This window comes from Brenneria rubrifaciens (genome assembly GCF_005484945.1).
Taxonomy (GTDB): domain Bacteria; phylum Pseudomonadota; class Gammaproteobacteria; order Enterobacterales; family Enterobacteriaceae; genus Brenneria; species Brenneria rubrifaciens.
The window spans coordinates 969,303-983,135 of sequence record NZ_CP034035.1 but is presented as its reverse complement, the minus strand read 5'-3'; the positions used below and the strand labels follow the sequence as shown (position 1 = coordinate 983,135).

General features: G+C 52.0%; 15 protein-coding genes. 4 read left to right on the top strand and 11 right to left on the bottom strand.

The window, feature by feature from the left end; translation table 11 throughout:
• Positions 1 to 69 precede the first annotated feature (69 nt).
• Positions 70 to 648, top strand: coding sequence for a hypothetical protein (locus EH207_RS04620; protein ID WP_137712928.1), 579 nt, complete (start codon positions 70 to 72; stop codon positions 646 to 648).
• A 79-nt stretch (positions 649 to 727) separates the two neighbouring features.
• On the top strand, positions 728 to 1,636 hold the full coding sequence (locus tag EH207_RS04615) for a type III effector (RefSeq protein WP_137712927.1): 909 nt from the start codon (positions 728 to 730) through the stop codon (positions 1,634 to 1,636).
• A 157-nt stretch (positions 1,637 to 1,793) separates the two neighbouring features.
• Here EH207_RS04615 and pgpA read toward each other — a convergent pair whose 3' ends face one another.
• From pgpA to nrdR, 6 genes are all read right to left on the bottom strand, one after another.
• Positions 1,794 to 2,306 carry a phosphatidylglycerophosphatase A gene (gene pgpA, locus EH207_RS04610; protein WP_137712926.1) on the bottom strand — a complete coding sequence of 171 codons (513 nt, stop codon included), beginning with the start codon at positions 2,304 to 2,306 and terminating at the stop codon, positions 1,794 to 1,796.
• Positions 2,281 to 3,276: a thiamine-phosphate kinase gene (gene thiL, locus EH207_RS04605; protein ID WP_137712925.1), complete on the bottom strand. Its 996-nt coding sequence runs from the start codon at positions 3,274 to 3,276 to the stop codon at positions 2,281 to 2,283. The genes pgpA and thiL overlap by 26 nt, the downstream gene beginning before the upstream one ends.
• A 63-nt stretch (positions 3,277 to 3,339) precedes the next feature.
• A complete protein-coding gene (nusB, locus tag EH207_RS04600) occupies positions 3,340 to 3,762 on the bottom strand; it encodes a transcription antitermination factor NusB (protein WP_137712924.1) in 423 nt (140 codons plus the stop codon).
• A 27-nt stretch (positions 3,763 to 3,789) separates the two neighbouring features.
• On the bottom strand, positions 3,790 to 4,266 hold the full coding sequence (gene ribH / locus EH207_RS04595) for a 6,7-dimethyl-8-ribityllumazine synthase (protein WP_137712923.1): 477 nt from the start codon (positions 4,264 to 4,266) through the stop codon (positions 3,790 to 3,792).
• A gap of 99 nt (positions 4,267 to 4,365) precedes the next feature.
• The gene (gene ribD, locus EH207_RS04590) at positions 4,366 to 5,502 is read right to left on the bottom strand and encodes a bifunctional diaminohydroxyphosphoribosylaminopyrimidine deaminase/5-amino-6-(5-phosphoribosylamino)uracil reductase RibD (RefSeq protein WP_137712922.1); all 1,137 of its coding nucleotides are present in this window, start codon (positions 5,500 to 5,502) and stop codon (positions 4,366 to 4,368) included.
• Between the two features lie 41 nt (positions 5,503 to 5,543).
• Positions 5,544 to 5,999, bottom strand: coding sequence for a transcriptional regulator NrdR (gene nrdR / locus EH207_RS04585; protein WP_137712921.1), 456 nt, complete (start codon positions 5,997 to 5,999; stop codon positions 5,544 to 5,546).
• 215 nt (positions 6,000 to 6,214) lie between these two features.
• Here nrdR and EH207_RS04580 point away from each other — a divergent pair, with 215 nt between their 5' ends.
• On the top strand, positions 6,215 to 6,778 hold the full coding sequence (locus tag EH207_RS04580; RefSeq protein WP_137712920.1) for a SadB/YajI family lipoprotein: 564 nt from the start codon (positions 6,215 to 6,217) through the stop codon (positions 6,776 to 6,778).
• Positions 6,779 to 6,958: 180 nt separating this feature from the next.
• Positions 6,959 to 8,152 (top strand): IS4 family transposase, encoded by a 1,194-nt coding sequence (locus EH207_RS04575; protein WP_137712904.1) that lies wholly within the window; start codon positions 6,959 to 6,961, stop codon positions 8,150 to 8,152.
• Between the two features lie 57 nt (positions 8,153 to 8,209).
• On the opposite strand, the gene secF is transcribed toward EH207_RS04575, so the two are convergent.
• The 5 genes from secF to queA form a co-directional block, all read right to left on the bottom strand.
• Positions 8,210 to 9,178 carry a protein translocase subunit SecF gene (secF, locus tag EH207_RS04570; RefSeq protein ID WP_137712919.1) on the bottom strand — a complete coding sequence of 323 codons (969 nt, stop codon included), beginning with the start codon at positions 9,176 to 9,178 and terminating at the stop codon, positions 8,210 to 8,212.
• A 10-nt stretch (positions 9,179 to 9,188) separates the two neighbouring features.
• Entirely contained in the window at positions 9,189 to 11,036 is a 1,848-nt protein-coding gene (gene secD, locus EH207_RS04565; RefSeq protein ID WP_137712918.1) for a protein translocase subunit SecD, read from the bottom strand.
• A 27-nt stretch (positions 11,037 to 11,063) separates the two neighbouring features.
• Positions 11,064 to 11,396, bottom strand: coding sequence for a preprotein translocase subunit YajC (yajC, locus tag EH207_RS04560; protein ID WP_048635837.1), 333 nt, complete (start codon positions 11,394 to 11,396; stop codon positions 11,064 to 11,066).
• Positions 11,397 to 11,479: 83 nt separating this feature from the next.
• Positions 11,480 to 12,625: a tRNA guanosine(34) transglycosylase Tgt gene (tgt, locus tag EH207_RS04555; protein WP_137712917.1), complete on the bottom strand. Its 1,146-nt coding sequence runs from the start codon at positions 12,623 to 12,625 to the stop codon at positions 11,480 to 11,482.
• A gap of 140 nt (positions 12,626 to 12,765) precedes the next feature.
• Positions 12,766 to 13,833 carry a tRNA preQ1(34) S-adenosylmethionine ribosyltransferase-isomerase QueA gene (gene queA / locus EH207_RS04550; RefSeq protein ID WP_137712916.1) on the bottom strand — a complete coding sequence of 356 codons (1,068 nt, stop codon included), beginning with the start codon at positions 13,831 to 13,833 and terminating at the stop codon, positions 12,766 to 12,768.

Below are 13,833 nucleotides of genomic sequence, written 5' to 3'. Positions count from 1 at the left end.
GTTACGACAGAACACAGTAATCGAGCCGTTTAGTACTAAGCGCATTGAACAAAAGGACAAGAAGCCATCATGAACCCCATACACGCCAGGTATTTCCCCGGAGGCGTCGCGGTAAACCTACTGGAGAATTTCAGCCTGGAGCATGTGGTTAAATTACATGATGCGGTCAACCCGCGGGAATTGGTCATCGGTTCTTATAAAGGTAAACGCGTCGGCGAAGATTCATCGACGATAGAGCATCTGAAATTAGCGCAGGACACCCTGCGCAGAATAAAAATGATTGTGCCTTACGGCGCAGGTAACCAAACCGCAGAGGTCATATACACCCAGGGAGAGCCTCTGTCTCGATCATTAATGCGGAATGTGACGGCACCCTCATTAGCACCATTCTTCGAGACGAAAGAAACGGCCCGCTTTCTGTCTGACAACGGTTACCCCCTTATCGGCCCAAACTGCCTTTCATTTATGGAGCAAAGTCATCCAACCGACACCTTTCCAGATGAGAAAATCTTCGCCAAAGACCCCAACTCACGTTATGCGAGTAACCCTTCCAACGCAAAATTGGTGGACGATATCGCGCAGGCGACAGTGTCGCGGCAACATGCGGCGCAGCAGGCCTGCAATAATTCACCTCTAAATATGCGGTAGTTATTTTCGGTTACTCCAGAACAAGGCAATTGAATTATTTAGCACTACGGTACAGTGAATAGAAGGATAAAAAACCATCATGAACCCAATACACGACAGGTATTTCCCCGGTGGCGCTACGGTAAATCCGCTGGAAAATTTTAGCCAGGAGCATGTGGTTAAATTACATGATGCAGTTGACGCGCAAGAATTGGGGATCGGTGTGTTTAAAGGCCAACACGTCATCGTAAACTCATCGACAATGGAGCACCTGAATCTGGCGCAGGAAACCTTGCGCAAAGCGAAAATGTTAATGCCTTACGGCGCCGGCAACCAAAAAGTGGATATGTTTTATACCGGTGGAGAAAGCTTCATGCGATTACACATGCAAAGACATAGGTCCTTACACCCGGCCCCCATTCCCAACGCTCAACAGGTCGCCCGTTATCAGGCAGGCAACTGTGGAGAAACCTCCGATATAAGCTATACGTTGCTGGCACAGCAACGTATCAATGCGCCAGTGTTGCTCGTAAGGGACAATGATTGGGACCATAGATATGTACTGATTGGCGATCCGCGCGATCAAACATGGGGAGAGAGAAATACCGTCGTCGTGGATCCCTGGGTCAGTTACCCCTCGGCAGTCACGTTAGCTCAGGCAATCAGGCGCAATCCGCGCCCCCAGCCCGACTACCAGCGAGCATGCAACGCCGCCCCTTTACCCGCTGCTCAGGCGTTGGATAGCATAAGCCATGTTTCCACCGCGGAAATCATGCAATATATGGTTGAGATAGACTTTCCCCCGATAGGCAATGATTTTCTAGAATGGTTATCCGAAAGCAAAAATGAAAGCAATTTGTTAGATGAGAAAATCGTCGCTGAAGATCCCAGTACGCGCTATTCGACCAATATGCTCGACGCCAGATCAACGGACGATATCGCGCAGGCAACGGTGTCACGACAACGTGCGGCACAGCAGGCCTGGGACAATTCGCCTTATCGATGGTAACCCCGATGCCCTGCCTAAGATCCCATCATTCAAAAAATCGCTCGTGCCGCACCCTTGCCGGAGGCATAGACACGACATAGTCATAACCATTAATAATAAGGGAGACGTCGGGCGTGCCTTCACAAACCCCAGGGGATGCTGACTCATACAGTTAAAACTACAGCCAATATTGCCCCATGCCATACAGAACCCCGGCAGCAATCACACCGGCCACGATATCGTCAATCATGATGCCCATGCCGCCATGCACATTGCGATCAAACCAGCGGATCGGCCAGGGTTTCCAGATATCCAGACAGCGGAACACGACAAAACCTGCGACAACCCATTGCCATTCATTCACAGGCAACGCCATCAACGTTATCCACATGCCGACAAACTCGTCCCAGACGATGCTGCCGTGATCATGGACGCCCATGTCTTTAGCCGTCTGATGGCACAGATATACGCCGATGCAAATACTCAGCATGACCAATAACGAATAAAGTTCAAGAGGAAGAAATGACATCAGATACCACAATGGGATCGCTGCCAACGATCCCATTGTGCCGGGCAGCCAGGGAGTTAAACCGCTGCCAAAACCGGTTGCCAGCAGATGCCACGGGTTATCCATGCGTAGCCGGCACCTGGCGGTATCAGCCCCTTTAGTTTTGCTTACTAAAATGGTCATACCCCTTCCCATCAAACTCAACCTCTTTTTCACCCAGGAAGAAGCGCAATCCTTCCGATGAAGGCCCGATTTGCCCAATACACGTATAGTCTGCGCCTAAGTGTCCGAGAACGATATCCAAGGCCCCACGATTAATCTCGGGTACGGTAAAGCACAGTTCATAATCCTCGCCGCCTGATAGCGCCCAATGCAATGCCAGTTGTTCATCAACCTGATGTTTATCAACACAGTCATGTAACCAGTGAGATCGAGGAAGCGTATCCAGATTAATCCGTGCGCCGCACTCACTGGCTTTCAGAATGTGCTTTAGATCGGCAACCAAACCGTCGGAGATGTCAATCGCTGAACTGGCCAGATCCCGCAATGCCTGACCTTGCAGTATCCTGGGCTGTGGCCGCAGATGGCGTTGAAGCAAAGCGTTGCGGGCTTCGGTGTTGGAGATTTGCAACCGGTTTTGCAGAATGGCCAACCCGGCGGCGCTGTCGCCCAATGACCCGGTAACATAAATCCAGTCGCCAATTCTGGCCCCCCGACGGGTCAATGCCCGACCAGCCGGAACCAAACCATGAATTGTCAGCGTCAGGCTTAACGGACCACGCGTTGTATCGCCGCCGATGAGTTGCATACCATAGTAATCGAGTAGCTCGAACAGGCTATCGCTATAAACAGACAACCAGTCGCTTTTGTTTTCAGGCAGAGTAATGGCCAGAGAAAGCCAGGCAGGATCGGCACCCATCGCCGCCAGATCACTTAAGTTTACCGCCAGTGATTTGTATCCCAGATCGGCAGGATTGATATCGGGCAGAAAATGAATGCCGGATACCAACGTATCGGTGCTCACCGCCAGCCATTGTTTGTCTGCCAGCGTAAGTAACGCACAATCGTCACCGATTCCTAATTCCACATCACGGCGTGAATTTCTAACCCGATTGAAATAGCGGGCAATAAGGTCAAACTCTCCTTCAACCATAACCTTTCCAGCCAGAGTTTAATCCAGACAAGATCAGGGCCGGATAACCCGGCCCTGACTCACTTATTTTTTCTTCGTTTTTCTTACCGACGGTGCGGCTTTGTCGAGTACGCCATTCACGAATTTATGGCTATCCTCGGCGCCAAACATTTTGGCCAGTTCGATGGCCTCATTGATGGCCACCTTGTAAGGGACATCGTCGCGTTTACTGAGCTCAAACATCGCCAGACGCAAAATGGCTCGTTCAACCTGACCCAGTTCATCTAGTTGGCGCGACAGGAAAGGCGCCATCAACCGATCAAGTGTCTCAGCCTGGATAGCTACCCCTGCCAGCAGCTCACGAAAGTAGGTGATGTCGACATCTTTGACATCCTGCTCACTCAGGAATTGTAGTTCAATATCGGCAATATCGTTCTGAGACAACTGCCAGGAATAAAGCGCTTGAACCGCACATTCACGGGCGCGGCGACGAGCAGCAGGTTTCACGGAATTCCCCTTACTTAATAATCAGGCTTACTTGATGGCTTTTAATACATTAATCATTTCTAACGCGGTCAAGGCAGCTTCTGCGCCTTTATTACCCGCTTTGGTGCCAGCGCGCTCAATCGCCTGCTCAATGCTCTCTGTCGTCAGCACTCCAAAAGCAACGGGGATTTCACTGCTCATGGCGACATGAGACAAACCGGAACTGCATTCGCCGGCAACAAATTCAAAATGGGCGGTTCCACCGCGGATAACCGTCCCCAACGCAACAACTGCATCGAAACCACCGTTTTCTGTGCTCTTGGTCAGCGCGCGAACGGCTAACGGCAGCTCATAGGCGCCAGGAACCCAAACCACGGTAATATTGTCGTCTTTAACCTGGCCGATACGCTTTAACGCGTCAATCGCGCCTTCCAACAGGCTGTCATTAATGAAATGGTTAAAACGAGCAATTGCAATCGCCACGCGGGCATCAGGAGTAGCAACAATACCTTCAATAACGTTCATAGCTTTCCTTTATCTGGTCTTTATACCCCGCAGGGGGGCGGATTCTACCATATTCTTCCGGTTACGTATCCGGTTTTGTCCGATGCGAACCCAGCCGTGTCACGTTTTTGGTTTCAACCGCACACGTAAGTCCGGCCCGATCAGGCGGACATCATTTATCTCAAACTCAGGGGCCAGCGACAGTGCATTTAATCCCGGCAATACGCACAGCGGGCGAGCTTGATCCCCTAAAAGCATTGGTGCGAAATACACGATAAGCTCATCGACCACACCCGCACTTAATAATGCGCCCGCTAACTTCGCGCCCGCTTCAACCCACACAGAGTTAATTTGTCGCTTGCCCAGAATCATCATCAGCGCGACCAAATCAACACCGCCCTGATGCGGCGGCAACTTTAACTGCTCGACGCAGTCAGGCCAAACCAGTTCATCTTGCTGAAGACGTGCCAGCCAGGTTTGCCCCGGCTGTGAAATAATACGATGCTGCGGTGTCACACGCTGTTGGCTATCGATAATGATTCGTACCGGCTGAGCGACGTTCGCCTCTGGATAAGCCCGCTGTATGTCCGTATTCAGCTCAGACCAACGAACGGTTAACGCGGGATCATCCGCCAACACGGTGGCGCTACTGCTTAAAATAGCGGCGCTTTCAGCACGAAAACGCTGAACGTCACGCCTCGCCTGCACTGACGTGATCCACTGGCTTTCGCCTGACGCCATCGCCGTGCGCCCATCCAGCGAGGCGGCCATTTTTAGCCGCACGAAAGGGAATCCAGTGCGCATGCGCTTTAGAAATCCGGGATTGACGTTCTCTGCTTCAGCCATCATCAAGCCATGACTCACTTCGATACCGGCCTGTTGCAGACGGTACAGGCCGCGTCCCGCCACCTGTGGATTCGGGTCCTGCATCGCGGCGACAACGCGTACAACGCCTGCCGCGATGAGCGCATCGGCGCAAGGCGGGGTTCTGCCATGATGACTGCATGGCTCCAGCGTGACATACGCGGTTGCGCCCTGCGCTCGTTCACCCGCCATACGCAGTGCATGCACTTCCGCATGAGGCTCACCGGCGCGCAGGTGATAGCCTTCCCCGACAATCTCACCGTCGCGCACAATCACACAACCCACATTCGGGTTGGGCGATGTCGTATAACGCCCACGGCGCGCCAACTCAAGCGCCCGCGCCATATACCGCTCATCGTACGGAACCCTCGTATTATCCTGCGGAATAACCATTCCCTGAACCTCTTGTTTCTGGGGACAAATAAGCTGTCACATCAGGTTTTATCCTGTAGGCGGGCAATCTCTTCACCAAACTCCCGAATGTCCTCGAAACTGCGATACACCGACGCAAACCGGATATAGGCGACTTTGTCCAATTTTTTAAGCGCGTCCATAACCAGATTGCCGACCATTTTAGCCGTTACTTCACGTTCGCCCGTGGCGCGCAAGTGAGACTTAATATGATTAATCGCCATTTCAACATCATCAGAACTGACAGGCCGTTTCTCCAGCGCCTTAAGCATGCCGCTACGCAATTTATCTTCATTGAAAGGTTCGCGTATATCGCTGCTTTTTACTATCCGGGGCATAACCAGCTCAGCGATTTCAAATGTGGTAAAACGCTCATTACACACCAGACACTGCCGACGTCGGCGCACCTGCGAGCCTTCACCAACCAGGCGGGAATCGATGACTTTGGTATCAACAGCAGAACAAAATGGACAATGCATGATGTTTTTGACCAGAAATCCCTAACGTATGGAGAGTTTACCCTGAATCAACCGAGTAACCAAAACTCCTGAGCATTGTTGCGAAGCGGTTCGCAGACCAGGCAACGGCATGAAAAAAGCCCGCTTGTCTATGACTTGCCTACAATCATAGCTACACTGTCAGCAAAAGAAACTAAGGTATTAGTGTATATAAAACTCAAAGGGGAACGGCAGAAATGAGAACCCGATACCGCATGCTCGCTATCTTAGCCGCGTTATTTATCCTCACAGGTTGTGCGCAACAACGTCAAATGCCAACGTTACAAAATCAGTTGAAACAGTTAAATCAACAGTTGCAAACCCTCACCAGCCAGGCCACGGCGCTGGAGCAGCAGAATGCACTGAACGCACAGTCAATTTCCGGTGTATACCTTCTTCCCACCGCGCAAAGCCATGCCATGTTACAAAGCGACATCGGCAAGCTCAGCGTATCGCTCAGCCATATCGAAACCGAAGCCAACGGAACGCGTGCATTACTGCATATCCGAACCATCGACTCATCCAGGCTCCCTGCTTTCAGCGCGCAGCTTGACTGGGGTCAGATCGATCCCGTTAGTGGAAAACCGTTAACCCGCGATTCGCAGACCCAGTCATTTACCGTAACGCCAACGCTGTTGCCAAAGGCCGCAGCAGCCATTGAACTACGTCTTAGCGGATTGTCACCAGAACAGTTAGGATTTATTCGCTTGCACCACTTGGAAGAAGTCTCTGCGCAACCTCCCGTGACCGAAGCCCCTTAATTCGATAATCCTATGACGCCCGGGAACCGGGATGGGTAAAAACATCGTAAGTGCTTTCAATCGCTATAAAAAAAACCCCGCATCGCGCTGAGGAATCCCCAGTAATGGGCGGGTAAAAAAAGACAGGCATAGAGTTTTGTGATCTACTGATTGTGCAACCAATTCAATGAGATCACTTCTATGCCTGCTCGCCAAGTATGCCAGAACTTTTTCCGGGACGCTTTAGCCCCGTTTCACAAATATCGACAGAATGCCCTTCTCGACGCTACCGCTGCTTTAACGCGTGGCGCATCCCTCACCCTGACCAGTATTGGACGATATCTTCCCGGGACAGCACAGGTAAAACACAAGATTAAACGGACTGACCGTCTGCTGGGTAATATCGAGCTTCATAGCGATATCCCTCTGATATTCAGGAATATTACCTCACTACTGACGCAGCGACTTTCATGGTGTGTAATCGCTGTTGACTGGAGCGGCTACCCTTCACAGGCATTCCATGTTCTGCGCGCAAGCCTGATTTGTGATGGGCGTTCCATACCCCTGATGAGTCAGGTTGTCCCTTCGGATAAACAGCAGAACCCTCATGTTCAAAAAGCATTTCTGGATGCGCTCAGCAACGCCGTGTCATCTGATAAAAAAGTCATTATTGTCACTGATGCCGGGTTTCAGAATGCCTGGTTTCGCCATATCAAATCACTGGGTTGGGATTTTATTGGGCGGGTGCGGGGAAATACGCTGCTGCGTCTGGACAGAAAAGGGGAGAACTGGTTCAGAAGACAGGAACTGAAGGCCAGTAATAAACCGGAATACCTCGGGACGGGTACATTCGCCCGTGCAAAGTATTCCCGCTGTGACGGTCATTTTTACCTGCATAAAAAAGAGGCGAAGGGCAGAAAGCATCGCCATGCCCGCTGCCGTATTGAGCGTAAATCTCAGGAGCGCGACGGACGTTCAGCGGCCAAAGAGCCCTGGCTTATTTTCAGCAGCACAAACGAATTTAAGCCACGTGAAGTGATGAAACTTTACAGCCGCAGAATGCAGATTGAGCAGAATTTTCGTGACGAGAAAAGTGAGCGATTTGGTTTTGGTCTGCGTGCCAGCCATAGTGGTACGGCAGGACGCCTATTGGTGCTGAGTCTGCTGGCGACGCTGGCAACAGCAGTCCTATGGCTTTTGGGCTATGATGCTGAAAATAAGGGATTACATCTTAGATATCAGGCCAACAGTCTGAAATCGCGGCGGGTCATTTCGTACCTGACGTTAGCGGAGAATGTCCTGCGACACTCTCCGCTAATGTTAAGACGAACGGTGCTGAGCACCGTTCTTGAGCACCTCGCCAAAGCCTACCGGAGTATAGTGTTGGTTTATTAGCGCTGATTTTGTGGGGATCCCTCAGCGCATCGCGGGGTTTACCTGGCATTCGACTGATTAAGGCAGAATCGAAGGCTGATCCGCCCCCTCTTTCTCGACCTTCTGTATCAGCAAATGCTCGCGTTTCATACCCAGTTTCAAAGCCAGAGCGGACGCGACATAGATGGAAGACACCGTACCGATTGACACCCCAATCAACATCGCCAACGAGAACCCCTCAAGCATCGCACCGCCAAAGATATACAGCATCAGCACCACAACCAGCGTGGTTGCGGATGTCATTATTGTACGGCTCAGCGTCTGCGTCAGTGAGATATTCATGATCTCATAAGGCGTACCACGGCGGATTTTACGGAAGTTCTCACGAATACGGTCAGAAACCACGATGCTGTCGTTCAGCGAGTAACCAATCACCGACATCAATGAGGCGACGATAGTCAGGTCAATCTCTATTTTGAAAAGCGACAACACGCCCATGGTGATAATCACGTCATGCGCCAACGCGATGACCGCCCCCAGCGCCAGGCGCCACTCAAAGCGGAACCCGACATAGATCAGGATACAGATCAGCGCGCTCAGCAGAGCCATACCGCCAGCCTGTGCCAGATCGCTCCCCACGCTGGGACCAACAAACTCAATACGTTTTACCGTCGCGTTTTGTTCCGTCCCCTGATTGATGATGCCCACAACACGGCCACCCAGTTCCTGACCGGATGTGCCGACGCTTGGTGGCATACGCACCATCACATCCCGGCTGCTGCCGAAATTCTGGATCAGCGGATCGCTAAATCCCGCCTTCTCCAGAGAATCACGGATCAGATCCAGATCGGCGGCCTTTTCAAGGCCGATTTCAATCACCGTACCGCCGGTGAAGTCCAATCCCCAGTTAAAGCCGCGTACGCCCATCACAATCAGCGAGAGGATCAACAACGAACCTGAAATCAGGAACGCGACGTTGTCCCAACGCATAAAGTCATAGACCCGGCGTCCGTAGTTTAGTTGTTCAACAGTATAATCCTGTGCCACAACGCACTCCTCAGATAGACAACTTGTTAATGCGTTTGCCGCCGTAAAGCAGGTTAACGATGGCACGAGTACCGACGATCGCCGTAAACATCGAGGTTGCGACCCCGATTGCCGTCGTGATGGCAAAGCCTTTGATCGACCCCGTCCCCACAGCGTAAAGGATCACGGCAGTAATCAAGGTTGTCAGGTTGGCATCCACGATACTGGAGAACGCGCCTTTATAGCCTTCATGAATCGCCTGTTGGACTGAACGTCCGTTTTTCAGCTCTTCTTTGATACGCTCGTTTATCAATACGTTCGCATCAACGGCAACCGCCAGCGTCAGCACAATACCGGCAATGCCCGGCATGGTTAACGTCGCCCCCGGCAACAGCGACATGATCCCCACGATCATCACCAGGTTGGCGATTAGCGCGGTTGTCGCAATCACCCCGAATTTACGGTAGTAAACCACCATAAAGACGATGGACGCGATCAGCCCCCACAGGCAGGCTTCCAGACCCTGAGTGATGTTTTGCATTCCCAGCGTCGGCCCGATGGTACGTTCTTCCACAATCTGGATCGGCGCAATCAGCGCCCCGGCGCGCAATAACAATGCGAGCTGGCGAGCTTCATTCGGGTTATCAATACCGGTAATACGGAAGCTGTTTCCCAAGCGTGACTGAATCGTCGCCACATTGATCACTTCTTCCTGTTTTTCCAAAATCGAACGCCCGTTGGCATCTTTCTTACCGCTGTCTTTGTATTCGACGAACAGCGTCGCCATCAGCTTGCCGATACTGTCTTTGGTGAAGTTGGACATGGCGTTGCCACCCGCGCTGTCCAGTGAAATATTCACCTGCGGACGATTGTATTCGTCATTGCTGGATGTGGAATCAGTGATGTGATCGCCGGTGAGGATGACCCGCTTAAACAGCACAACCGGCGAGCCGTCACGCATATTTTTCACTTCAGAATCACCCGGAACACGACCATTAGCAGCCGCGGTCGCATCGGCATCGCTGTTCACCAGACGGAATTCCAGCGTCGCCGTCGCGCCCAGAATTTCTTTGGCGCGAGCGGTATCCTGAATACCCGGCAACTCGACGACAATACGGTCGGCCCCTTGCCGCTGAACCAGCGGTTCGGCGACGCCGAGCTGATTTACACGGTTACGCAGGATATTGATGTTCTGCTGAACCGCATATTCACGCGCTTCACGCAGGCGCTCGTCACTCATCACCGCGCGCAGCAGATTGCCGCCGCTGGCGCTGATAACCAAATCACGGTGACGACTCGTCAGATAGCTGATGCCTTCATCACGCGTTTGCCCATCGCGGAAACGGATTTCGACACTATAGTTGTCGGTTTTACGTACGGCAGCGTAAGGAATGTTTTTCTCACGCAGATCGCTGCGCAAAGAATCCATGGTCTGTTCTTGCAGTTTGCCCAACGCCGTGTCCATATCCACTTCCATCAGGAAGTGAACGCCGCCGCGCAGGTCAAGACCGAGCTTCATCGGCTCCGCGCCCAACACACGTAACCACGTAGGGGTTGCCGGGGCCAGGTTAAGCGCCACAACAAACTTGTCACCCAGCTCATTCAGGAGGGCTTCACGCGCACGGACCTGAATATCCGGGTTAGAGAAGCGAGCCAGAATCGCACCATTTTCCAATGCAATCGACTTACTGGTGATATGTTGTTCTTTTAAGACATTCTGGACTTGGATCAGCGTCGTTTCGCTGGCGGCGGTTCCCCGCGCGCCAGTAACTTGTACCGCCGGATCCTCACCATAGAGGTTAGGAAGCGCATAGAGCAGACCGATAGTCAAAGCTACGATCAGCATCAGGTACTTCCACAAAGGATAACGGTTTAACACGGCAGTTCCCTTCGGGAAAATCGAAAATTACAGGGCTTTAATCGTGCCCTTCGGCAGTACGGCGGCCACGAAATCACGTTTGATAACCACTTCATTGGTGTCGTTCAACGCAATGGCAATGTAGCCGGTTTCAGAGACTTTGGTCACACGGCCAACCAGACCGCCGGTGGTTAAGACTTCATCTCCCTTGCTGATGGAATCCATTAACTTTTTATGTTCCTTGGCGCGTTTTTGCTGTGGACGCAGGATCATAAAATAGAAAATCAGACCAAAAACGGCCAGCATAATCACCAGAGAGTACGGGCTTCCCTGAGCCGGAGCGCCAGTCGCTGCTACAGCATCGGAGATAAAAAGACTCATTTAAATTTCCTCTTCGTTATCAAAAAGATAAGTTATCAACACGACAAACGTGAATAATTCTGAACCCATATTAAAGCTGACCGTCAGTGGCTTGGCGCAACGCCTTTTTCAGTCAGCGGCGGAACGGGTTTGCCTATCCGTCGGTAAAAATCAACCACAAAACGTTCTAATTTACTCTCTTCAATGGCCTGACGTAAACCCGCCATTAAACGCTGATAGTAACGCAAATTATGAATGGTATTGAGCCGTGCGCCGAGTATTTCGTTGCAACGGTCAAGATGATGCAAGTAAGCGCGGCTATAATTGCGACACGTGTAGCAATCACAGTGTTCATCAAGCGGGCTGACATCATCCTTATGCTTCGCATTACGGATTTTCACTACGCCGTCAGTGACAAACAAATGGCCGTTACGCGCATTTCGCGTCGGCATGACACAGTCAAACATATCAATACCGCGACGGACGCCTTCCACCAAATCTTCCGGCTTGCCGACGCCCATCAGATAACGCGGCTTGTCTTCCGGTATCTGCGGGCAGACATGTTCCAGAATACGGTGCATGTCCTCTTTCGGCTCACCGACTGCCAAACCGCCCACAGCGTACCCATCAAAACCAATGTCTACCAGCCCTTTTACCGATACGTCACGTAAATCTTCGTAAACACTTCCCTGAACAATACCGAATAATGCGTTCTTATTATTCAATTCGTTAAAACGCTGGCGACTGCGTTGCGCCCAACGCAAGGACATCTCCATTGAGCGCTTCGCATAATCCCGCTCTGCGGGATAAGGCGTGCATTCATCAAAAATCATGACAATATCAGAGCCGAGATCGTACTGAATCTCCATCGATTTTTCCGGGCTGAGGAAAATTGAATCGCCATTGATGGGATTACGGAAATGAACCCCTTCCTCCGTGATCTTGCGGATATCCCCCAGACTGAAAACCTGAAAACCGCCGGAGTCGGTGAGAATCGGTCCATGCCACTGCATGAAACCATGCAAATCACCGTGCAACTTCATGATTTCCTGGCCTGGGCGCAGCCACAGGTGGAAGGTATTGCCGAGCAGAATCTGCGCGCCGGTGTCTCTGACCTCTTCCGGCGTCATGCCTTTGACCGTGCCGTAGGTCCCCACGGGCATAAACGCCGGAGTTTCCACCACACCGCGTTCGAAAATCAATCTACCGCGCCGGGCCCGGCCATCTTTTTTCTGTAACTCGTACTTCACTTAGCCTCCAGCATCAGAAAACCGTCTGATGTTGCTATTACTATTAATAGTGCCGAATCTAATAGTGCCGAATCGCCTGGCAGAACCTGGTCTGCGGCGGGCAAACCCCATGCTTAAGCGTTCCCGTCCACATACTGAAATTACGCCACCGCTTCCCGTTCAGCCATCGGGTTACGCGTAATGAACATCGCGTCACCATAGCTGAAAAACCGATATTGTTCTTGCACTGCCTGCTGATAGGCGGACATGGTGTGCCGATACCCGGCAAATGCCGACACCAGCATGATTAATGTCGATTCGGGCAGATGAAAGTTGGTGATCAGCACGTCGATCACCTGGTAGCGGTAGCCGGGATAGATAAAAATGCGGGTATCGCCAAAAAAGGGAGCAATCAACGCATCCTGACTAACCTGTGCGGCGCTTTCCAGAGCGCGGACCGATGTCGTCCCCACCGCGACCACCCGATTTCCGCGCGCTTTACAGGCCAGCACCGCATCGACCACCTCCTGCGCGACTTCGGCATATTCGGCATGCATCACATGATCTTCGATTGTCTCAACGCGCACAGGCTGAAATGTTCCCGCTCCGACATGCAGCGTAACAAAGGCCATCTCCACGCCTTTTTCACGTAACGCGGCCAACAGGGACTCATCGAAATGCAATCCCGCCGTTGGCGCCGCTACCGCTCCCGGCCGCTGGCTGTAAACGGTCTGATAGCATTCACGATCGGCATCTTCATCTGGACGGTCAATATAAGGAGGCAACGGGATATGGCCGATATCATTCAGAATCGACAATACCTCGCGGGGATCGTCAAAATGCAGCTCAAACAGCGTGTCGTGACGAGCAGCCATCGTTGCCCTGACGCTTTCATCATCGCCCAGCAACAGTTCCGCGCCGGGTTTAGGCGCTTTTGACGCCCGCACATGCGCTAGCACGCGATGCGCGTCCAGTACGCGCTCAACCAACACTTCCAGCTTACCGCCGCTGACTTTACGACCAAACAACCGGGCGGGGATTACCCGCGTATTATTGAAGACCAGCAGATCGCCGGCATCAAGCTTATTCAATAAGTCGGTAAATATGCCGTGCGTCAGATTTCCCGTCGGCCCATCCAGCGACAACAGGCGGCAACCGCTGCGCTGGGCCTGTGGATAATGGGCAATCAGTGATTCGGGGAGTTCAAACGAAAAATCGGCAACGCGCAT